The sequence below is a fragment of the Brevibacterium sp. R8603A2 genome, assembly GCF_023072605.1.
GTDB lineage: Bacteria > Actinomycetota > Actinomycetes > Actinomycetales > Brevibacteriaceae > Brevibacterium > Brevibacterium pityocampae.
In genome coordinates this window covers 167,445-188,128 of the sequence record NZ_JALLGN010000004.1, presented here as the reverse complement: position 1 = coordinate 188,128, position 20,684 = coordinate 167,445, and the positions used below count along the sequence as shown (strand labels likewise).

The window sequence follows — 20,684 nt, the reverse complement described above, 5'->3', positions numbered from 1 at the left end:
TCCATGGCAGTGTCGGTACGGGTCATCCCCTGCCTCGATGTGGACGCCGGACGCGTGGTCAAGGGAGTGAACTTCACCGGGCTGCGCGACGCCGGGGACCCGGTCGAGCTCGCCCACCGCTACGACGCCGAGGGCGCCGACGAGCTCACCTTCCTCGACGTCACCGCCTCGAGCGGCGACCGGGAGACGACCCTCGACGTCGTCGGCCGCTGCGCCGAACAGGTGTTCATCCCGCTCACCGTCGGCGGGGGAGTCCGCTCGACCGCCGACGTCGACCGCCTGCTGCGGGCCGGGGCCGACAAGGTCGGGGTCAACACCGCAGCCGTCGCCCGGCCCGAGCTCCTCGCCGAGATCGCCGACCGGTTCGGCAATCAGGTGCTCGTGCTGTCCCTCGACGCCCGCCGGGTCCCGCCCGGGGCGGATCCCACCCCCTCGGGCTTCGAGGTCACCACCCACGGCGGCCGCCGGGGCACCGGGATCGACGCGATCGAGTGGACGCGGCGCGCCGCGGAGCTCGGCGCCGGGGAGATCCTCCTCAACAGCATGGACGCCGACGGCACGAAGGCCGGTTTCGACCTCGAGCTCATCTCCGCCGCCCGCGCCGTCGTCGACGTGCCGCTCATCGCCTCCGGCGGGGCCGGTGCCGTCGAGCACTTCGCGCCGGCCGTGCGCGCCGGGGCCGACGCGGTGCTCGCCGCGAGCGTGTTCCACTTCGGGCAGTTCACCGTCGGTGAGGTCAAGGACGCTCTGCGCGCCGAGGGGATCGAGGTCCGATGACACCGCCGACCATCGAGGACGCGCTGCCCGGCGTCGTCTTCAGCCCCGACGGCCTGGTGCCCGTCGTCGTGCAGGAGCACACCACCCGGGAGGTCCTCATGCTCGCCTGGATGGATGCCGAGGCGCTGCGCCGCACCGCGACCACCGGGCGGGCCACCTACTGGTCGCGCTCGCGGGGCGAGTACTGGGTCAAGGGGGAGACCTCCGGGCACGTCCAGCACGTGCGCGGGCTCGCCCTCGACTGCGACGCCGACACCGTGCTCCTCACCGTCGACCAGACCGGCCCGGCCTGCCACACGAACACCGCCACCTGCTTCACCGGGAGGGAGATCGATGTCCGTCACCCCGACGCGTGAGGAGTTCCGGGCCCTCGGCGCCGACCACCGCCTCGTGCCCCTGTACACGACCGTGCTCGCCGACTCCGAGACCCCGCTGAGCATCTACCGCCGGCTCGCCGGCGGTCGGCCCGGCGGGTTCCTCCTCGAATCGGCGACGAGCGGAGTGTGGAGCCGCTACTCCTTCATCGGCCGCCACCCGATCGCCACCCTCACCGAGGTCGACGGCGAGGTCGCCTGGCTCGGCACCCCGCCGGCCGGCGCCCCGACGAGCGGCGACCCGCTCACCGCCCTGCGCGCCACCCTCGAGCTGCTCCACATCGACGTCCCGCACCCCGACCTGCCGCCGATGATCTCGTCCCTCGTCGGCTACCTCGGCTGGGACGTCGTGCGCCGCTTCGAGCGGCTCGGCCACGGCCCGCTGCCGGAGGACGCGGTGCCCGAGCTCAGCCTGTCGATCCCCGGCGACGTCGCGATCTTCGACCACTCGACCTCCCGGGTCACCCTCGTGGCGAACGTCGTCAACGTCGACGGCCGCGACTCCGGCATCGATGCCGCCTACGACACCGGGCGCGCCCGGCTCGCGGCGATGATCGACGACCTGCTCGCCCCGGCCCCCTCGACCGTCGCCGTCCACACTCCGCTCGAGCCCGAGGTCAAGCCGCGCACCCCGCGCGAGGAGTACCTCGAGTCCGTGCTCACCGCCAAGCAGGAGATCGTCGACGGGGAGATCTTCCAGGTCGTGCTCGGGCAGCGCTTCGACTCGCCCTGCGATGCCGACCCGCTCGACGTCTACCGGATGCTGCGGACCACGAACCCGAGCCCCTACATGTACCTCCTCGACGTCCCGACCCCCGACGGGCGGCCGCTGAGCATCGTCGGGTCCTCGCCCGAGGCGCTCGTCACCGTCAAGGCCGGACACGTCGTCACCCATCCGATCGCCGGCTCCCGGCCGCGCGGGGCGACGCCGGAGGAGGACCACGAGCTCGCCCGCGACCTGCTCGCGGACGAGAAGGAGCGCGCCGAGCACCTCATGCTCGTCGACCTCGCCCGCAACGACCTCTCGAAGGTCTGCGAACCCGGCAGCGTCGACGTCGTCGAGTTCATGGAGATCGAGCGCTACAGCCACATCATGCACATCGTGTCGACCGTCACCGGCAGCCTCGATCGGCGGTGCAGCGGGGTCGATGTGCTCGCCGCGACCTTCCCCGCCGGCACCCTGTCCGGAGCGCCCAAGCCGCGCGCGCTCGAGATCATCGATCGGCTCGAGCCGACCGCGCGCGGCGTCTACGGCGGGGTCGTCGGCTACCTGTCCTTCACGGGCGACCTCGACGTCGCGATCGCGATCCGCACCGGCATCATGCGCCCCGGGGTGATCAGTGTGTCCGCCGGCGCCGGGATCGTCGCCGACTCCGTGCCCGACACCGAGTACATCGAGACGCAGAACAAGGCCGCCGCGGTGCTCCGCGCCGCCGCCGCGGCCCACACCCTGCGCACCCCCGGGACGGAACCGGAGCGGACCGCGGGGGCACCCCGGTGACGAAGGCGCGCGGCATCCTCGCCCTCCTCGTGTCCGCGGCCGCCCTGTGGATCGTCGCCGGTCGCACGTGGATCACCGCCGCCGCGGACCCCACCACCCCGGTACCCGGTGTCGCCCAGGCGACCGCCGAGGCGCCCGGGAACTCCCCGCTGCTCGTCTCCTGCGCCGCGATCATCGCCGTCATCGCGCTCCTCTTCGGCCTCCTCGAACGGGTCGGGCGCTGGGTGGTCGGCGGCGTCGCGGTGCTCGCCGCGCTCGGCTACTCCGGTGTCGCGCTCGCCACGATGCTCGCCGACCGGCCCCACACGGCGTGGCCCGGCGTCGGCCTCGTGCTCGGTCTCGCGGTCGCCGCCGTCGCGGCGTGGGTGACGCGCGCGAGCGGCCGCTGGCAGGCCTCGGCCCGCTACGAGCGCAGCAGCGCGGCCGACGACGGGGAGCCCGGCGCGGATCCCACCCGCACCTGGGACGCGCTGTCCCGCGGGGAGGACGTATGAGCGGATCCTGCATCGCGGGTCGGGGCGCGACCCGGCCCGCCCTCGTGAGACAATGACGGCACGCAGCCCCAGAGAAGGAGAACCATGACAGAGATCATCGCGCGCGACGGCACCGGAGACCTCGACCGGTCGTCCATCGACTACACCGCGGTCCAGGATCCCGGACACGGCAACACCGTCGCCGGCTGGACCGGCGTCTTCATCATCTTCGCCGGCGCGATCATCGCCACCTTCGGCAGCGTCGCCGGCAACTGGACCGTCTTCTGGGCCGGCATCATCGTCTGTGCCATCGGCCCCATCGTCGGCCTCGTGCTGCGTGCCGCGGGCAAGGGCGGGAAGCAGAAGTCGGGCCACCACCGGTGACCGTGCTCGACGCCATCGTGGCCGGGGTCCGCGAGGACCTCGGGCCGCGTGAGTCCGCAGTCCCTCTGGCCGAGATCCGCGCCCGGGCGGCGGCCGCCGCCCCGGTGCGGCCGCTGCTCCCGCGGGCGCCCGGCGATTTCGGCATCATCGCCGAGGTCAAGCGGTCCTCGCCCTCGAAGGGCGCCCTGTCCGACATCGCGGACCCGGCCGCCCTCGCCTCCGCGTACGCCGCCGGGGGCGCGGCCGCGATCAGCGTGCTCACCGAGGAGCGCCGCTTCGGCGGCAGCCTCGCCGACCTCGATGCCGTGCGCGCCGCGGTCGACGTGCCGCTCCTGCGCAAGGACTTCGTCGTCACCGAGTACCAGGTCCACGAGGCCCGCGCCCACGGCGCCGACATCGTCCTCCTCATCGTCGCCGCGCTGAGCGAGTCCCAGCTCGCCGAGCTCCACGGTCTCGCCACCGAGCTCGGTATGGCCGTGCTCGTCGAGGCGCACACCCCGGACGAGGTCGCCGCGGCGGCAGCCCTCGAGGCGCCGCTCATCGGCATCAACACGCGCAACCTCAAGGACCTCACCGTCGACCTCGCGCGGTTCGCCCCGCTCGCCGCCGACTGCCCGCCCGCGGCGGTGCTCGTCGGCGAATCCGGCGTCACCGACGCCGGGGACGTCACCGCCTTCGCCGACGCCGGGGCCGACCTCGCGCTCGTCGGCGAGGCGCTCGTCACCGGCGGCCGCCCGCAGGAGGCCGTCGCGGAGTTCACCGCCGCGGGCCGCGCCGCAGTCGCCGCCCACCGCTGAGCCCCACCCGCCGCCTCCGGCACGCCCGCGCGCCGCTCCACTCGCCGCATCCGATCCCGAAGGACCTCATGGACCACGAGCTGTTCTCATCACCGGCCTCCGAACTGCCCCAGGGCCCGTACTTCGGGACGTTCGGCGGCCGCTTCATCCCGGAAGCGCTCATCAGCGCCCTCGACGAGATCACCGACGCCTTCGCCAAGGCGACCGTCGACCCCGGGTTCGTCGCCGAGCTCCACCGCCTCCACCGCGTCTACACCGGCCGCCCGAGCCTGCTCACCGAGGCCCCGCGCTTCGCCGAGCACGCCGGTGGTGCCCGGATCCTCCTCAAGCGCGAGGACCTCAACCACACCGGCAGCCACAAGATCAACAACGTCCTCGGGCAGGCGCTGCTCGCACAGCGGATGGGCAAGACCCGTCTCATCGCGGAGACCGGGGCCGGCCAGCACGGCGTCGCGACCGCCACCGCTGCCGCCCTCATGGGACTCGAGTGCCGGATCTACATGGGCGCCCAGGACACCGAGCGGCAGGCCCTCAACGTCGCCCGGATGCGGCTCCTCGGTGCCGAGGTCATCGCCGTCGAGGCCGGATCCCGCACCCTCAAGGACGCGATCAACGCGACCTTCCGCGACTGGGTCGCGAGCGTCGACACCACCCACTACGTGTTCGGCACCGTCGCCGGCCCGCACCCCTTCCCCATGCTCGTGCGCGAGTTCCAGCGGATCATCGGGCTCGAGGCGCGCGCCCAGATCGAGGAGCTCGTCGGCCGCCTGCCCGACGCCGTCACCGCCTGTGTGGGCGGCGGGTCCAACGCGATGGGCATGTTCCACGCCTTCATCCCCGACTCCGGGGTCCGGCTCGTCGGGTGCGAGCCCGGCGGCGACGGGGGAGAGCTCCACGCCGCGTCCCTCACCCGGGGCACCGAGGGCGTGCTCCACGGCGCCCGCTCGATGATGCTCCAGGACGACGACGGACAGACGATCGAGAGCCATTCGATCTCCGCCGGCCTCGACTACCCCGGGGTCGGTCCCGAGCACGCTTGGCTCCACGACTCCGGCCGGGGCGAGTACCGGGCGATCACCGACGCCGAGGCGATGGAGGCCTTCCGGCTGCTCGCCCGCACCGAGGGCATCATCCCCGCGATCGAGAGCGCCCATGCTCTGGCCGGGGCGCTCCAGCTCGGCCGCGAGCTCGGGCCCGATGCCGTCATCGCCGTGTGCCTGTCCGGCCGCGGCGACAAGGACGTCGACACGGCGGGGAAGTACTTCGGCTACTTCGACGCGAACAACGAGGAGGACTGATGAGCACCGCACCCGTGCTCCGCGCCTGCGCGGCGGAGAACCGCGCCGCCTTCATCGGCTACCTGCCGGTCGGCTATCCCGACGTGCCCGGCTCGCTCGACGCGATGCGCGCCCTCGTCGCCGGCGGCGTCGACATCGTCGAGGTCGGCATGCCCTACAGCGACCCCGGGATGGACGGCCCGGTCATCGAGGCCGCGGGCGTCACCGCGCTCGCCGGCGGGGTGCGCACCCGCGACGTCCTCACCGCGATCGAGGCCGTCCGCGAGGCCGGCGCAGCGGCGGTGACGATGACGTACTGGAACATCGTCGAGCGCTACGGGGTCGAGGCGTTCGCCCGCGACCTCGCCGCGGCCGGCGGCAGCGGCATCGTCACCCCCGACCTCGTCCCGGACGAGGCGGGGGAGTGGATCGCGGCCTCCGACGCCCACGGGCTCGATCGGATCTTCCTCGTCGCGCCGTCCTCGAGCCCCGAGCGGCTCGCCTACGTCGCCGGCAGCTCGCGCGGCTTCGTCTACGCCGCCTCGACGATGGGCGTCACCGGCACCCGCGCCGAGGTCGGCTCCGCGGCCGCCCAGCTCGTCGCCGACACCCGCTCGGCCGGCGCCGAGCACGTGTGCGTGGGACTCGGCGTGTCGACGCGCGAGCAGGCCGCCGAGGTCGCGGCCTACGCCGACGGGGTCATCGTCGGCTCCGCGCTCGTCAAGGCGCTCGACTCCGGCGGGACCGCCGCACTCGAGCGGCAGGCCGCGGAGTTCGCCGCCGGGGTGCGCGACCGTGGCTGAGCCGAGCACCGCCGGAACGGCCGTCGACGTGCTCGCAGCGATCCCCTCGCCCTCGTGGAGCGGGTTCTCGCTGGGACCGCTGACCATCCACGCCTACGCGCTGTGCATCCTGCTCGGCATCGTGCTCGCGCTGTGGGTGACGAACCGTCGCTGGCAGGCGCGCGGGGGGTCCGAGGACGACCTGTGGAACATCGCCATGTGGGCGATTCCCGCCGGCATCATCGGCGGCCGGCTCTACCACGTGTTCTCCACCCCCGACCCGTACTTCGGGCCGAACGGGAATCCGGTCGCCGCGCTCTACATCTGGAACGGCGGGCTCGGCATCTGGGGCGCGGTCGCGCTCGGCGTCCTCACCGTCTTCTTCGTCTGCCGGCACTACGGCATCCGCTTCACCGCGTTCCTCGACGCCGCGGCTCCCGGGCTCATCCTCGCCCAGGCCGTCGGCCGCTGGGGCAACTGGTTCAACCAGGAGCTGTTCGGCGCCCCGACCACCCTGCCGTGGGGGCTGGCGATCGACCGCGAGATCGACGGCGCGCCCAACCCCAACTGGCCCGACGCCGCGCTGCCGGCCGACACCCTGTTCCACCCGACCTTCCTCTACGAGTCCCTGTGGAACCTCGTCGGGTTCGTCCTCCTGATCTGGGCCGGGCGCCGGTTCGCGCTCGGCCACGGCCAGGTGTTCTTCCTCTACATCTGCTACTACACCGCCGGCCGCGTATGGATCGAGGCACTGCGCATCGACACCGCCGAGCTCATCCTCGGCGTCCGCCTCAACGTCTGGGTGTCGATCCTCGTCTTCGCCCTCGGCGCGGCGCTGTTCGTGCTCTCCCGGATCCGCCACCGGGCACCCGAGGACGGGGTCTACACCGGCCGGCGGGCGCAGCCCGGATCGGACGACGACACCGACGGCCGCGACCACGACGACCATGGCTCGGCCGGCCATGCCGGCCCCACGGCCGCCGGCACCGCCCCCGGGAACGCCGCTCCCGGGAGGGCATCCGGCCCTGCTCCGCGTGATCCCGAGGACCCCGAGGATCCGCGCGGCTCGACGATGTCGAAGCGGAGCTTCGGCTTCTTCGGTGCGGTGACCTCGGCGATCTCGATCGTCCCGCAGGTGGGGTCGCGCACACGATCCGAACGCCCGCCGCGCGCCGACTGACAGTTCGTGTACACTGCAAACCCGCGATCGGTGACCCGCGTCACCCCTCGCAGGTCCTCGGGGTCCGCCCGCTGACCGATGCAGACAGCGCCGTCCGCAGAAACCATGTCCGCAGCAGTTGAGAAGGACGGTGCCATGAGCCCATCCCGCATGTCCGCGCCCGCCCTGCCCCACAGCGCCCTCCCGGCCGCACGGGGACTCTACGATCCCGGGGCCGAGCGCGACTCGTGCGGATTGGCGATGATCGTCCGCTACCGCGGGGACGCCGACCACCTCGTCGTCCAGCAGGCCCTCACCGCGCTGCGCAACATGGAGCACCGCGGCGCCGTCGGCGGCGACGAGGGCACCGGCGACGGGGCCGGCATCACGGTCCAGGTCCCGCACCGGTTCCTGAGCGACGTCCTCGACTTCTCCCTGCCGGAGCCCGGCGACTACGCCGTCGGCACCGCGTTCCTCGACCCCGCCGACCCCGAGCGCGGCCGCGCGATCGTCGCCGGCTTCGCCGCCGAGGAGGGCCTGCGGGTGCTCGGCTGGCGCGAGGTGCCCATCGTCGCCGATATCGTCGGACGCGCCTCGCGGGCCGTCATGCCGCAGTTCAGCCAGGTGTTCCTCGCCCTCGACCCGAAGATCCCGGTGACCACCGACGACCACGGCCGTCCGCTCCAGGAGGAGCTCGAGCGGCGGTGCTTCGCGACCCGCAAGCGCAGCGAGCACGAGGGGATCTACTTCCCCTCGCTGTCCTCGAAGACGCTGACCTACAAGGGCATGCTCACGACCGCCCAGGTCGAGGCGTTCTACCCCGACCTGCACGACGAGCGGTTCGTGTCCCGGATCGCGCTCGTCCACTCCCGGTTCTCGACGAACACCTTCCCGTCCTGGCCGCTCGCGCAGCCCTTCCGGATGATCGCCCACAACGGCGAGATCAACACCGTGCGCGGCAACCGCAACTGGATGCGCGCCCGGGAGAGCGACATGTCGGCCCAGACCCTCGCCTCGCCGTGGTCCGACGGCTCGACCCGCGACCTCAGCCGGTTCTTCCCCGTCGTCACCGAGGGCGCCTCCGACTCCGCGTCGTTCGACGAGGTCCTCGAGCTCCTCGTCATGGGCGGCCGCTCGCTGCCCCACGCGGTGATGATGATGATCCCCGAGGCGTGGCAGAACGACGACTCCATGGACCCGGCGCGTCGGGCCTTCTACGAGTACCACTCGCTCCTCATGGAGCCGTGGGACGGACCCGCCTGCGTGTCCTTCACCGACGGGACTGTGGCCGGCGCCGTCCTCGACCGCAACGGCCTGCGGCCCGCCCGCTACGTCGTCACCGACGACACCGTCGTGCTCGCCAGCGAGGTCGGCGTCATCGACCTGCCCGACGAGCGGATCATCAAGCGCGGCCGCCTCAAGCCCGGCCGCATGTTCCTCGTCGACACCGCCGCCGGCCGGATCGTGCCGGATGCGGAGATCAAGGACGAGCTCGCCGCCGCGCACCCCTACGCGGAGTGGCTCGAGACGGAGAGCTCCGAGCTCGCCGACCTGCCCGACCGGGAGCACATCGTCCACCCGCAGTCCTCCGTGGATCGCCGCCAGCGCACCTTCGGCTACAACGACGAGGACCTCATGTTCCTCATCGGGCCGATGGCGGAGACCGGGGCGGAGCCGATCGGCGCGATGGGCTCCGACACCGCGATCGCCGCGTTCGCGCAGCGCCCGCGGATGCTCTTCGACTACTTCGTGCAGAGCTTCGCGCAGGTGACGAACCCGCCGCTCGATGCGATCCGCGAGGAGCTCGTCACCAGCCTCGCGACCGGGCTCGGCCGCGAGCACAACCTGCTCGCCGCCGGCCCCGAGCACGCCCGGCAGGTCCTCCTGCCCTACCCGGTGATCGACAACGACGAGCTCGCGAAGTTCGTCCACCTCACCAAGCCGCGCCGCCGCGGCGGCGCGGAGCGGCCCTCGTCCCACGTGCTCAGCGGGCTCTACGCGCCGGCCGGCGGGGGAGTGAGCATGGCCCGTCGGATCGAGGAGCTGTGCACCGAGGCGAGCGAGGCGATCGCGCGCGGGGTCCACTACCTCATCGTGTCCGACCGCGACTCCACCGCCGAGCTCGCCCCGATCCCCTCGCTGCTCCTGACCTCGGCGATCCACCACCACCTCATCCGTGAGCGCTCCCGCACCCGGGTGTCGCTCCTCGTCGAGGCCGGCGACGTCCGCGAGGTCCACCACGTCGCGACCCTCATGGCCTACGGCGCCTCCGCGGTCAACCCCTACCTCGCGATGGAGACCGCGGAGCTCCTCGTCCGCGAGGGCCGGATCCCCTCGGTGACCGAGGAGCAGGCCGTCGCGAACCTCCTCACCGCCCTCAACAAGGGCCTGCTCAAGATCATGTCGAAGATGGGCATCTCGACGGTGCAGTCCTACCAGGGCGCCCAGACCTTCGAGGCCGTCGGCCTGTCCAAGGCCTTCGTCGACCGCTACTTCACCGGCACGGTGTCCCGGCTCGAGGGCCTGAGCATCGAGGGTGTGGCCGCCGAGGTCGATGCCCGCCACACCATGGCCTACCCCGCCCAGCACCCGCCGCTGCCGCACCGCCGGCTCGAGATCGGCGGGGAGTACCAGTGGCGCCGCGAGGGCCCCACCCACCTCTTCAACCCGGAGACGGTGTTCAAGCTCCAGCACTCGACCCGCACCCGCCGCTACGACATCTTCCGGGAGTACACCCGCCTCGTCGACGACCAGGCCGAGGAGCTCATGACGCTGCGCGGGCTGTTCGACCTGCGGCCGCTCGACTCGGGCCCGATCCCGCTCGAGGAGGTCGAGCCGGTGAGCTCGATCGTGCGCCGGTTCTCGACCGGGGCGATGAGCTACGGCTCGCTGTCGCAGGAGGCGCACGAGACGCTCGCGATCGCGATGAACCGGCTCGGCGGCAAGTCGAACACCGGAGAGGGCGGCGAGGACGTCGACCGGCTCCTCGACCCGGAGCGGCGCTCGGCGATCAAGCAGGTGGCGAGCGGGCGCTTCGGCGTCACCAGCCTCTACCTCACCCACGCCGAGGACATCCAGATCAAGATGGCGCAGGGCGCGAAGCCCGGCGAGGGCGGGCAGCTCCCGCCGTCGAAGGTCTACCCCTGGGTGGCGCGCACCCGCCACGCGACCCCGGGCGTCGGCCTGATCTCCCCGCCGCCGCACCACGACATCTACTCGATCGAGGACCTCGCCCAGCTCATCCACGACCTCAAGCGGGCCAACCCGGCCGCCCGCATCCACGTCAAGCTCGTCGCGGGGATGGGCATCGGCACGGTCGCCTCGGGCGTGGCGAAGGCGAGCGCGGACGTCGTGCTCGTGTCCGGCCACGACGGCGGCACCGGTGCGAGCCCGCTCAACTCTCTCAAGCACGCCGGCGCCCCCTGGGAGCTCGGCCTCGCCGAGGCGCAGCAGACCCTGCTCCTCAACGATCTCCGCGAGCGAATCAGCGTCCAGGTCGACGGCCAGCTCAAGACCGGCCGCGACGTCGTCATCGCCGCGCTGCTCGGCGCCGAGGAGTTCGGCTTCGCGACGGCCCCGCTCGTCGTGTCCGGCTGCGTGATGATGCGCGTGTGCCACAAGGACACCTGCCCCGTCGGCGTCGCGACCCAGAACCCGGTGCTGCGCAGCCGGTTCACCGGGAAGCCGGAGTTCGTCGTCAACTTCTTCGAGTTCATCGCCGAGGAGGTCCGTGAGCTCCTCGCCGAGCTCGGCTTCCGCAGTCTCGACGAGGCGATCGGGCAGGTCGAGCGGATCGATATGCGCAAGGCGATCGGGCACTGGAAGGCGCAGGGGCTCGACCTCACGCCGATCCTCACCGTGCCGACCCTCGTCGACGGCTCGCCGGCGACGGTGCGCAAGCAGACGACGGTGCAGAACCACCGCATCGAGGAGCACTTCGACCAGCGCCTCATCAGCGCCGCCGCACCCGCCCTGCGGAACCGGGAGGCGGTGGAGATCGACGCCGAGGTGTGCAACATCGACCGCAGCGTCGGCACGCTGCTCGGCCACACCGTGACGCGCACCTTCGGCACCGACGAGCTCCCCGACGACACGATCACCGTGCGCCTCAGCGGCAACGCCGGCCAGTCGCTCGGCGCGTTCCTGCCCGCCGGGGTGAGCATCCACCTCTCCGGCGACGCGAACGACTACGTCGGCAAGGGGCTGTCCGGCGGGCGCATCGCAGTGCGCACCGCACCCGGCGTGTCCGGCCGGCCGGAGGACAACGTCATCGCCGGCAACGTCATCGGCTACGGCGCGACGAGCGGCGAGATGTACATCTCCGGTCAGGTCGGCGAGCGGTTCCTCGTCCGCAACTCCGGGGCCCGCGCGGTCGTCGAGGGGATCGGCGACCACGGCCTGGAGTACATGACCGGCGGCACCGCGGTGGTCCTCGGCGCGGTGGGCCGGAACTTCGGCGCGGGGATGTCCGGCGGCACCGCCTATCTGCTCGACTTCGACGCCGCGCGGATGAATCGGGCGGACGTGCGCGCCGGCCGGTTCCGGCTGGACGGGGTGCAGGCCGAGGACTCCGCCGAGCTCCTCGAGCTCCTCGCCTCGCACGTCCACCACACCGGCTCGTCGCTCGCATCCGAGCTGCTCGCCGCCCACGACCGCGGCGAGGACGTGCTCGCCCGCTTCACCCGCATCGTCCCCGCCGACTACGCGGCGGTCCTCGAGATCCAGGCGCAGTGCGCCGAGTCGGGGCTCGACCCGGAGGGCGACGAGGCCTGGACCACGATTCTGGAGGCAACTCATGGCTGATCCGCGCGGATTCCTCAAGGTCACCGAGCGCGAGCTCCCGCCCAAGCGACCGGTCCCGGTGCGGCTCATGGACTACCGGGAGATCAACACGACGATGGACCGGCAGGCGTTCATCGAGCAGGCCGGACGCTGCATGGACTGCGGCATCCCCTTCTGCCACCAGGGGTGCCCGCTGGGGAACTACATCCCGGAGTGGAACGACGCGATGTGGCGCGACGAGCTCGAGCGCGCCGTCGGCCTCCTCCACAGCACGAACAACTTCCCGGAGTTCACCGGCCGCGCCTGCCCCGCACCGTGCGAGAACGCCTGCGTGCTCGGCATCAACCAGCCGGCGGTGACGATCAAGAACATCGAGGTCACCATCGTCGACCGCGGGTTCGAGGAGGGACTCATCACGCCCTTCGTCGCGGAGCGGATCTCCGGGCGCCGGGTCGCCGTCGTCGGGTCCGGGCCGGCCGGCCTCGCCGCCGCCCAGCAGCTCACCCGGGCAGGCCACACCGTCGTCGTGTACGAGCGCGACGACCGGGTGGGCGGGCTGCTGCGCTACGGCATCCCGGATTTCAAGCTCGAGAAGCACCACATCGACCGCCGGCTCGCGCAGATGCGCGCCGAGGGCACCCGGTTCCGCACCGGGGTCGAGATCGGCGTCGACATCTCCTGGGACGACCTCCACGACCGCTTCGACGCGATCGTCGTGTGCACCGGTGCGCTCGCCCCGCGCGATCTCCCGCTGCCCGGCCGGGACCTGCCCGGCGTCGAGTTCGCGATGGACTACCTCGTGCCCGTCAACCGGCAGCAGGCCGGGGACGAGGTCGAGATCATCGACGCCGCCGGCAAGGACGTCATCATCATCGGCGGCGGCGACACCGGCTCCGACTGCCTCGGCACCGCCCTGCGCCAGCAGGCGAACTCGGTGACGACGCTCGCGATCGGCAAGCGCCCGCCCGTCGAGCGCCCCGCCGACGGCCCCTGGCCCACGACGCCGCGCGTGTTCGAGGTCTCGACCAGCCACGAGGAGGGCGGGGAGCGGACCTTCCTCGCCTCCACGGTGGAGTTCCTCTCCGACGACGCCGGTGCGCTGCGCGCGCTGTCGGTGGCGGAGACCGGGTTCGTCGACGGCCGGCGCGTCCCGCTGCCGGGCACCGAGCAGGAGATCCCCGCCGACCTCGTGCTCATCGCGCTGGGCTTCACCGGCCCGGAGACCGCGCAGCTCGCCGATTGGGGGCTCGCCGTCGAGCGCGGCAGCTTGGCCCGGGCCCGCGACTACTCGACCGATGTCCCCGGCGTCTACGTCGCCGGCGACGCCGGCCGCGGCCAGTCGCTCATCGTGTGGGCGATCGCCGAGGGCCGTGCGGCGGCCGCGGAGGTCGACGCCTACCTCATGGGCTCGACGCTGCTGCCCAAGCCGGTCATGCCCACGGAGGCCGCGCTCAGCGTGTGACCCCTCCGCTCCCGGCGCACCGTGCGGCGGGTGTGAGGATGATGACGGATGCGCGAATTCCTCGTTGCGCACGCGACGCGGGGCACCCCGGATGACTAGGGTGGACGGCATGAGGCATGCAAAGATCGTCGCCACTCTCGGCCCCGCCCAAGCAACCTACGAGGACATCCGCGCGCTGATCGAGGAGGGCGTCGACGTCGCCCGCTTCAACTTCAGCCACGGCACCCGTGCCGAGCACGAGGAGCGCTACCGCTGGGTGCGCCAGGCCGCCCAGGACACCGGGCGCACCGTCGGCGTCCTCATCGATCTCCAGGGTCCGAAGATCCGCGTCGGCACCTTCGCCGACGGCGCGAAGCCGGAGCTCTCCAAGGGGGATGCCTTCACGGTCACCACGCGGGACGTCGCGGGCTCGGCGAGCGAGGTGTCGACGAGCTACGCCGGACTGCCCGGCGACGTCGAGGTCGGCGATCCGCTCCTCGTCGACGACGGCCGGATCCGGCTGCGCGCCGTCGAGGTCACCGACACCGACGTCCGCTGCGAGGTCGAGGTCGGCGGCCGCATCTCCGACCACAAGGGCATCAACCTGCCCGGCGTGGCGGTGTCCGTGCCGGCGATGTCGGACAAGGACATCGAGGACCTCCGCTGGGGCCTGCACCTCGGTGCCGACTGGGTCGCCCTGTCCTTCGTCCGCACTCCCGCGGACGCCGAGCTCGTGCGTGATGTCATGCGCGAGGAGGACATCCTCATCCCGGTCATCGCGAAGCTCGAGAAGCCGCAGGCCGTCGAGGTGCTCCCGGACATCGTGCAGGCCTTCGACGGGATCATGGTCGCCCGCGGCGACCTCGGCGTCGAGCTCCCGCTCGAGCAGGTGCCGATCGTGCAGAAGCGCACCGTCGAGCTGTGCCGGCGGCAGGCCAAGCCCGTCATCGTGGCCACCCAGATGCTCGAGTCGATGATCGAGGAGCCGCGCCCCACCCGCGCGGAGGCCTCCGACTGCGCGAACGCCGTGCTCGACGGCGCGGACGCCCTCATGCTCTCGGGGGAGACCTCGGTCGGGGCGCACTGGCTCGAGGCGGTGCGCACGATGAGCCGGATCATCACCTCGACGGAGGAGCACGGGCTCGAGCGGATCGCGGAGCTCGGCACCGAGCCGCACACCCGCGGCGGCGCGATCACCGCGGCCGCGGTGCGGGTCGCCCAGCAGCTCGACATCGACCTGCTGTGCACCTTCACCCAGTCGGGCGACTCGGTGCGCCGGATGTCGCGCCTGCGCGCCCCGCACCCGATCCTCGCCTTCACCCCGGACGTGCGCGTGCGGCACCAGCTCGCGCTGACCTGGGGCGCCCAGGTGTTCCTCGTCAAGGAGGTGCGCCACACCGACCAGATGGCGCGCCAGGTCGATGCGGTGCTGCTCGGCAACGGTCGTGCCCAGGAGGGGCAGCTGTGCGTCATCGTCGCCGGCTCCCCGCCGGGGATCGCCGGGTCGACGAACGCGCTGCGCGTGCACCGGATCGGGGATGCCTCGAAGGGGCTGGCCGCGGCCTACCGCGACGAGTCGGACAACGGGGAGAACCCGCTCGAGGGGTACGGGGAGATCCGGGAGGACGCCGCGCAGTCCTGAGCGGGGGAGCGGAAGCGCCCCGGGATCCTGCCCGGGTGCCCGCGCGGCTTCGAGTACCGGATGCGGGACTCGAACCCGCACGTCTTGCGACAGCGCATTTTGAGTGCGCCGCGTCTACCAATTCCGCCAATCCGGCATACCCGTCCATGGTAGAGCACGTGCGTGCATGCGCGCTTCGCCGGGCCCGGGGCAGGTGGCTAAGCCCGCGCCCGGGGGTCTAAGATCGGGGCGTGCCTACTTCAGACAGCGCCCCCGCCCCCGATCAGGGTCCGGTCCGCCGGATCGTCGTCGCCGAGGACGAGGCGGTCATCCGCCTCGACATCGTCGAGATGCTCCGTGAGATCGGCTACGACGTCGTCGGCGAGGCCGCCGACGGCGAATCCGCGATCCGCCTCGCCGAGGAGCTCCGCCCCGACCTCGTGGTGATGGACATCAAGATGCCGATCCTCGACGGCATCTCCGCCGCCGAGCGCATCGCCCGCGCCCGCATCGCCCCGGTCGTGCTCCTCACCGCGTTCTCGCAGAAGGAGCTCGTCGAGCGCGCTCGCGACGCCGGCGCGATGGCCTACGTCGTCAAGCCCTTCACCGCCGCCGACCTCGCCCCGGCGCTCGAGATCGCGCTGTCGCGGCACGCCGAGATCGGTGCGCTCGAGACGGAGATCGCCGACCTCACCGACCGCTTCGAGACCCGCAAGCTCGTCGACCGGGCGAAGAGCCTGCTCATGTCGAACATGGGGCTCACCGAGCCCGAGGCGTTCCGCTGGATCCAGAAGACGTCGATGGACCGGCGTCTGACGATGCGCGAGGTCGCCGAGACCGTCCTCAGCCAGATCGGCAACAAGGGCTGATCCGAACTCCAGCGGCCAGGCCCCGGGCTCAGCGCTGCGAGCGGGCTCAGCCCTGCGAGCGCTGCGCGAGGACGAAGTTCGTGATCCGCACGATCGACAGCAGCTTCCCGTCCGCGTTCGTCATCTTCACCTCGTGGCTGATGAGCGTGCGCCCGTGGTGGAGGACCTCCGCGCGGCCGTAGACCCAGCCCTCGCGAATGGGCCGCAGATGGGTGGCGTTGAGATCGACTCCGACGACGTCGTGCCCGTTCGCCAGCAGGTACGAGTGCATCGACCCCAGGGTCTCCGCGAGCACGACGTGCGCCCCGCCGTGGAACAGCCCGGCCGGTTGCAGATTGCCCTCCACCGGCATCCGGGCGGAGAACCAGTCGTAGCCCATGTCGAGGAACTCGATGCCGCACCGCTCGACGAGCGTGCCCGGAGTGCGGCCGGCGTTGTACTCCATGAGGCGGCGGTAGTCCTCGGGGGCGAGCCCCGGCTCCATGCGCGGTCGATCGTGTGCGGTCATTCCTACTCCTTGCTCCGGGCAGCCGAACGGGTGCGTCGAGGTGGGTGCGGGGCGTGCGGGGACGCGAGGCGCTAGGCTGGCAGGGTGAGTACGGATACCCGCAGACTGCTGCTGATCGACGGCCACTCCCTGGCCTACCGCGCCTTCTACGCCCTGCCGGTGGAGAACTTCTCCACCACCACGGGCCAGTCCACGAACGCCGTCTACGGCTTCGTGTCCATGCTCATCAATGTACTCGCCTCCGAGGAGCCCACCCACATCGCGGTCGCCTTCGACCTCGGCCGCGAGACCTTCCGGCTCGAGGAGTACCCGGAGTACAAGGCCGGCCGGGCGAAGACCCCGCCGGAGTTCCACGGCCAGGTCGAGCTCATCCAGGACCTGCTGCGCGCCCTCGCCGTGCCGGTGGTGACGAAGGAGGGCTTCGAGGCCGACGACGTGCTCGCCACCCTCGCCGTGCAGGGCACCGCCGCGGGGATGGAGACCGGGATCGTCACCGGGGACAAGGACTCCTTCCAGCTGGCCTCGCCGAGCGTGACGATCCTCTACCCCAAGCGCGGGGTGAGCGAGCTCGCCCGGATGACCCCGGAGGCCATCGAGGACAAGTACGGCGTGAGCCCGGAGAACTACCGGGGGCTCGCGGCGCTCGTGGGGGAGAAGGCCGACAATCTGCCCGGTGTGCCCGGCGTCGGCGACAAGACCGCGGCGAAGTGGTTGACGAAGTACGGCGACCTCCCCGCGGTCCTCGCCGCCGCGGACGACATCGGCGGGAAGGCCGGGGAGAACCTGCGCGCCCACCTGTCCGAGGTCGAGCGCAACCATCGCCTCAATCGGCTCGTCACCGACCTCGAGCTCGCCACCTCGGCGGCGGAGGCGGTGCGCGGAGAGGCCGACCGGGAGGCCGTCGAGGCGCTGCTCGACCAGCTCGAGTTCCAGGTCCTCGGGCGCCGCCTCGAACCGCTGCTCGGCGCCGCCGCGGCACCGGCGGCCGACGCGGAGATCCCCGTCCCGCGCCTCGTCGACGCCGCCGGGCTCGTCGAGTTCGTCTCCGGGCTCGACGCCGAGGCGCCGGTCGGGGTCGCCACCGACGCGCGCTTCGAGCTCGGCCTCGGCACCGTCGACGCGATCGGGATCGCGCAGGGCGATGCGGCCGTCGCCGCCGACCTCACGACACTCGACCCTGCGGCCGTCGACGCGCTGTCGGAGCTGCTCGGCTCGCATCCCGGACTCGTGCTCCACAGCGCCAAGCCGCAGCTCAAGGCGCTCGCCCAGGCCGGGTACCCGCTGCCGCACCTCGCGCTCGACACCGAGATCGCCGCGTACCTGCTCGTGCCCGACCAGCGGACCTACGAGCTCGCCGATCTCTGCACCCGCTACTGCGGGTTCAGCCCCGCCGTCGCGGAGGACGAGCCCGAGGCCGGCACGCTCGACCTCGGGCCGGCGGACGCCGCGAGCGCGCTCACCGGCATCGGCCGGAGCGCCTGGGCAGTGCTCCCCCTCGCCGCGGTGCTCCGGGAGCGGATCGAGGCCGCCGGGATGACCGGGGTGCTCACCGACATCGAGATCCCGCTCGTGACGATCCTCGCGCGGATGGAGCTCACCGGGATCGCCGTCGACCGCTCCGGGCTCACCGCGCTCGGGGCCGAGTTCGGCGCCCAGGCCCAGGCGAGCGCGGACGCCGCCTACGCCGCGATCGGCCACGAGGTCAACCTCGGCTCGCCCAAGCAGCTCCAGACGGTGCTGTTCGAGGAGCTCGAGATGCCGCGCACCAAGCGCACGAAGACCGGGTGGACCACCGACGCCGACGCGCTCACCGACCTGTTCGTCAAGACCGGGCACCCCTTCCTCGAGCACCTGCTCGGCTACCGCGACACGACGAAGCTCAAGCAGACCGTCGTCGGGCTCGAGCGGATGGTCGCCGACGACGACCGGATCCACACGACCTACCTGCAGACGGTCGCGGCGACCGGCCGCCTGTCCTCGATCGACCCGAACCTCCAGAACATCCCCGTGCGCACCGACGCCGGGCGGCGCATCCGCGAGATGTTCGTGCCCGCGGCCGGGGACGGCTTCGCCGACCTCGTCACCGCCGACTACTCGCAGATCGAGATGCGCATCATGGCCCATCTGTCGGGCGATGCGGGGCTCATCGACGCGTTCCGGGCCGGCGAGGACCTCCACTCCTTCGTCGGTGCGCGCGTGTTCGACGTGAGCACCGACGCCGTCACCCCGGCGATGCGCTCCAAGGTCAAGGCGATGTCCTACGGGCTCGTCTACGGCCTGTCCGCCTACGGTCTGTCCAAGCAGCTGCGGATCGGCGTCGAGGAGGCGCGCGGCCTCATGGACGAGTACTTCGAGCGCTTCGGCGCCGTCCAGGAGTACCTCGCCGGAGCCGTCGAGTCCGCCCGCCGAGTGGGATACACCGAGACGATGTACGGCCGTCGCCGCTACCTCCCGCAGCTGAGCAGCGACCGCCGCCAGGTCCGCGAGATGGCCGAACGCGCCGCGCTCAACGCCCCGATCCAGGGCACTGCGGCCGACATCATGAAGATCGCGATGCTCCGCGTCGACGCGGCGCTCGCCGAGGCCGGGCTGGCCAGCCGGGTGCTCCTCCAGGTGCACGACGAGATCGTGCTCGAGCTCGCCGACGGCGAGTTCGATGCGGTGGCCGAGCTGCTCGCGACGACGATGGGTGCGGCCGCGGAGCTCGAGGTGCCGCTCGAGGTCAACATCGGCCGCGGCGCGACCTGGCAGCAGGCCGCCCACTGAGGCCGGGCGCCCGCTGCGTCACGGGGCGCAACGGGGCCGGCCGCCTACTTCGGCAGGCGGGTGGAGAAGATCGCGGTGCCGGGCATGACCTGGCCGCGCAAAGGCGACCAGCCGCCCCACGCCGTCCGGTTGTGCTCGGGCCATTCCGGCTCGGTGAGCCCGGAGAGGACGAACCCGGAGTCGACGAGCAGCGAGATCCAGTCGCCCATCGTGCGGTGGTGCTCGGCGTACACCGGGTGCCCGTCCCCGTCGAGCTCGACGTAGGGCGTGCGGTCGAAGTACGAGTACTCGACGGTGAGCCCGGCCTCGCCGGGGACGTCGGGGAACATCCAGCGCACCGGGTGCGTGACGGAGAACACCCAGGTGCCTCCGGGGCGCAGTACGCGCGCGACCTCGGAGAGCACCACCTCGGCGTCCTTGACGAACGGCAGCGCGCCGTAGGACGAGAAGGCCATGTCGAAGCTGCCGGAGGGGAACGGCAGGGCGCGGGCATCGGCCTGGAGGAAGGTCGGCGGCACCGTGGACGGATCGAGCGGGTGCTCGCGCTGGAGCCGGGAGGCCTGCTCGAGCATCCCGGAGGAGAGGTCGACGCCGGTCGCGAGCGCCCCCTGCTCGGCGAGCCAGCGGGAGCACTGGCCGGCGCCGCACCCGACCTCGAGGATCTGCCGGCGGGCGACGTCGCCGAGCAGTCCGACATCGGATTCGTGCACACCCTCGGGACACCACACGAACTCGCTCGCGCCGAGGAAGCTGCCGTGCTCGGCGAGATAGTCCGCGGCCGAGCCGTCCCAGTAGGTGCGGTTGGCCCGGACCGAGGCCTCCTCGTCGATCGCGCGGTACCCCCCGCTGATGATCTCGGGGGAGTATTCGCTGTCGGTCATGGCTTCTCCGTTCCTCGCCCGCGCCGTGCGGGCACTGGGCACCGGGGTGCACGCGGGTGCTGTCAGGTGCTACGATTGATACTGTATGCGCTGTGCTCAGCACGCGCGGTCGTCGTGTCCCATGGTGTCACATCCCGTGTCACTTCCGGTTCGCCTCGGGTTCACCTCTCGGTCCACCGGCAGGTCGATCGCCGGGGCCGCCCACCCGTTGCACGCTCCGGCCGACGGCGAGCGCGTGCATCACGGCACCACCGCAGCACCATCGCGCGGCGCAGCACCTGTCCATCCACAC

Annotated in this window: 16 protein-coding genes and 1 tRNA gene; 14 read left to right on the top strand and 3 right to left on the bottom strand. The window is 72.2% G+C overall.

All coding sequences use genetic code 11. The features are described 5' to 3' along the window. Nucleotides 1–3: 3 nt before the first annotated feature. From hisF to pyk, 12 genes are all read left to right on the top strand, one after another. Nucleotides 4–777, top strand: coding sequence for an imidazole glycerol phosphate synthase subunit HisF (hisF, locus tag MTQ12_RS05585; RefSeq protein ID WP_137319796.1), 774 nt, complete (start codon nucleotides 4–6; stop codon nucleotides 775–777). Then, nucleotides 774–1,133 carry a phosphoribosyl-AMP cyclohydrolase gene (hisI, locus tag MTQ12_RS05580; protein ID WP_137319795.1) on the top strand — a complete coding sequence of 120 codons (360 nt, stop codon included), beginning with the start codon at nucleotides 774–776 and terminating at the stop codon, nucleotides 1,131–1,133. Before hisF ends, hisI begins: the two co-directional genes overlap by 4 nt. Next, entirely contained in the window at nucleotides 1,111–2,652 is a 1,542-nt protein-coding gene (locus MTQ12_RS05575) for an anthranilate synthase component I (RefSeq protein ID WP_137319794.1), read from the top strand. The genes hisI and MTQ12_RS05575 overlap by 23 nt, the downstream gene beginning before the upstream one ends. Next, a complete protein-coding gene (locus tag MTQ12_RS05570) occupies nucleotides 2,649–3,146 on the top strand; it encodes a Trp biosynthesis-associated membrane protein (protein ID WP_137319793.1) in 498 nt (165 codons plus the stop codon). Before MTQ12_RS05575 ends, MTQ12_RS05570 begins: the two co-directional genes overlap by 4 nt. Nucleotides 3,147–3,230: 84 nt before the next feature. Then, a complete protein-coding gene (locus MTQ12_RS05565) occupies nucleotides 3,231–3,509 on the top strand; it encodes an HGxxPAAW family protein (protein WP_137319792.1) in 279 nt (92 codons plus the stop codon). Next, complete coding sequence (gene trpC / locus MTQ12_RS05560; RefSeq protein ID WP_137319791.1) at nucleotides 3,506–4,306, top strand: indole-3-glycerol phosphate synthase TrpC; 801 nt, start codon at nucleotides 3,506–3,508, stop codon at nucleotides 4,304–4,306. Before MTQ12_RS05565 ends, trpC begins: the two co-directional genes overlap by 4 nt. 68 nt (nucleotides 4,307–4,374) lie before the next feature. Further along, nucleotides 4,375–5,604 carry a tryptophan synthase subunit beta gene (gene trpB / locus MTQ12_RS05555; protein ID WP_247424865.1) on the top strand — a complete coding sequence of 410 codons (1,230 nt, stop codon included), beginning with the start codon at nucleotides 4,375–4,377 and terminating at the stop codon, nucleotides 5,602–5,604. After that, nucleotides 5,604–6,386, top strand: coding sequence for a tryptophan synthase subunit alpha (gene trpA, locus MTQ12_RS05550; RefSeq protein ID WP_247424860.1), 783 nt, complete (start codon nucleotides 5,604–5,606; stop codon nucleotides 6,384–6,386). The genes trpB and trpA overlap by 1 nt, the downstream gene beginning before the upstream one ends. Continuing rightward, complete coding sequence (gene lgt, locus MTQ12_RS05545; RefSeq protein ID WP_137319788.1) at nucleotides 6,379–7,545, top strand: prolipoprotein diacylglyceryl transferase; 1,167 nt, start codon at nucleotides 6,379–6,381, stop codon at nucleotides 7,543–7,545. Before trpA ends, lgt begins: the two co-directional genes overlap by 8 nt. Nucleotides 7,546–7,680: 135 nt before the next feature. Beyond that, complete coding sequence (gene gltB, locus MTQ12_RS05540; protein ID WP_247424857.1) at nucleotides 7,681–12,327, top strand: glutamate synthase large subunit; 4,647 nt, start codon at nucleotides 7,681–7,683, stop codon at nucleotides 12,325–12,327. After that, nucleotides 12,320–13,768, top strand: a complete 1,449-nt coding sequence (locus MTQ12_RS05535) for a glutamate synthase subunit beta (protein WP_247424854.1) — start codon at nucleotides 12,320–12,322, stop codon at nucleotides 13,766–13,768. Before gltB ends, MTQ12_RS05535 begins: the two co-directional genes overlap by 8 nt. 91 nt (nucleotides 13,769–13,859) lie before the next feature. Then, nucleotides 13,860–15,389 carry a pyruvate kinase gene (gene pyk / locus MTQ12_RS05530; protein WP_265809600.1) on the top strand — a complete coding sequence of 510 codons (1,530 nt, stop codon included), beginning with the start codon at nucleotides 13,860–13,862 and terminating at the stop codon, nucleotides 15,387–15,389. Between the two features lie 54 nt (nucleotides 15,390–15,443). Here the strand turns inward: pyk and MTQ12_RS05525 are convergent. After that, a tRNA-Leu gene (locus tag MTQ12_RS05525) sits at nucleotides 15,444–15,525 on the bottom strand. Nucleotides 15,526–15,619: 94 nt separating this feature from the next. Between MTQ12_RS05525 and MTQ12_RS05520 the strand changes: the two genes are divergently transcribed. Then, nucleotides 15,620–16,237, top strand: a complete 618-nt coding sequence (locus tag MTQ12_RS05520) for a response regulator (RefSeq protein WP_137319785.1) — start codon at nucleotides 15,620–15,622, stop codon at nucleotides 16,235–16,237. Nucleotides 16,238–16,283: 46 nt separating this feature from the next. On the opposite strand, the gene MTQ12_RS05515 is transcribed toward MTQ12_RS05520, so the two are convergent. Continuing rightward, nucleotides 16,284–16,745, bottom strand: coding sequence for a hotdog fold thioesterase (locus MTQ12_RS05515; protein ID WP_247424848.1), 462 nt, complete (start codon nucleotides 16,743–16,745; stop codon nucleotides 16,284–16,286). Nucleotides 16,746–16,829: 84 nt separating this feature from the next. Between MTQ12_RS05515 and polA the strand changes: the two genes are divergently transcribed. After that, nucleotides 16,830–19,511: a DNA polymerase I gene (gene polA / locus MTQ12_RS05510; RefSeq protein ID WP_247424845.1), complete on the top strand. Its 2,682-nt coding sequence runs from the start codon at nucleotides 16,830–16,832 to the stop codon at nucleotides 19,509–19,511. 44 nt (nucleotides 19,512–19,555) lie between these two features. Here the strand turns inward: polA and MTQ12_RS05505 are convergent, their stop codons facing one another. Then, complete coding sequence (locus MTQ12_RS05505; RefSeq protein ID WP_247424842.1) at nucleotides 19,556–20,392, bottom strand: class I SAM-dependent methyltransferase; 837 nt, start codon at nucleotides 20,390–20,392, stop codon at nucleotides 19,556–19,558. Nucleotides 20,393–20,684: the final 292 nt, after the last annotated feature.

What these genes read in the sequence shown, in the direction of transcription:
- trpB (WP_247424865.1), top strand. Translation starts at nt 4,375, where the DNA reads ATGGACCACGAGCTGTTCTCATCACCGGCCTCCGAACTGCCCCAGGGC.
- gltB (WP_247424857.1), top strand. Translation starts at nt 7,681, where the DNA reads ATGAGCCCATCCCGCATGTCCGCGCCCGCCCTGCCCCACAGCGCCCTC.
- pyk (WP_265809600.1), top strand. Translation starts at nt 13,860, where the DNA reads ATGACTAGGGTGGACGGCATGAGGCATGCAAAGATCGTCGCCACTCTC.
- MTQ12_RS05535 (WP_247424854.1), top strand. Translation starts at nt 12,320, where the DNA reads ATGGCTGATCCGCGCGGATTCCTCAAGGTCACCGAGCGCGAGCTCCCG.
- MTQ12_RS05505 (WP_247424842.1), bottom strand. Translation starts at nt 20,392, where the DNA reads ATGACCGACAGCGAATACTCCCCCGAGATCATCAGCGGGGGGTACCGC.
- MTQ12_RS05575 (WP_137319794.1), top strand. Translation starts at nt 1,111, where the DNA reads ATGTCCGTCACCCCGACGCGTGAGGAGTTCCGGGCCCTCGGCGCCGAC.
- trpA (WP_247424860.1), top strand. Translation starts at nt 5,604, where the DNA reads ATGAGCACCGCACCCGTGCTCCGCGCCTGCGCGGCGGAGAACCGCGCC.
- hisF (WP_137319796.1), top strand. Translation starts at nt 4, where the DNA reads ATGGCAGTGTCGGTACGGGTCATCCCCTGCCTCGATGTGGACGCCGGA.
- MTQ12_RS05565 (WP_137319792.1), top strand. Translation starts at nt 3,231, where the DNA reads ATGACAGAGATCATCGCGCGCGACGGCACCGGAGACCTCGACCGGTCG.
- MTQ12_RS05515 (WP_247424848.1), bottom strand. Translation starts at nt 16,745, where the DNA reads ATGACCGCACACGATCGACCGCGCATGGAGCCGGGGCTCGCCCCCGAG.
- hisI (WP_137319795.1), top strand. Translation starts at nt 774, where the DNA reads ATGACACCGCCGACCATCGAGGACGCGCTGCCCGGCGTCGTCTTCAGC.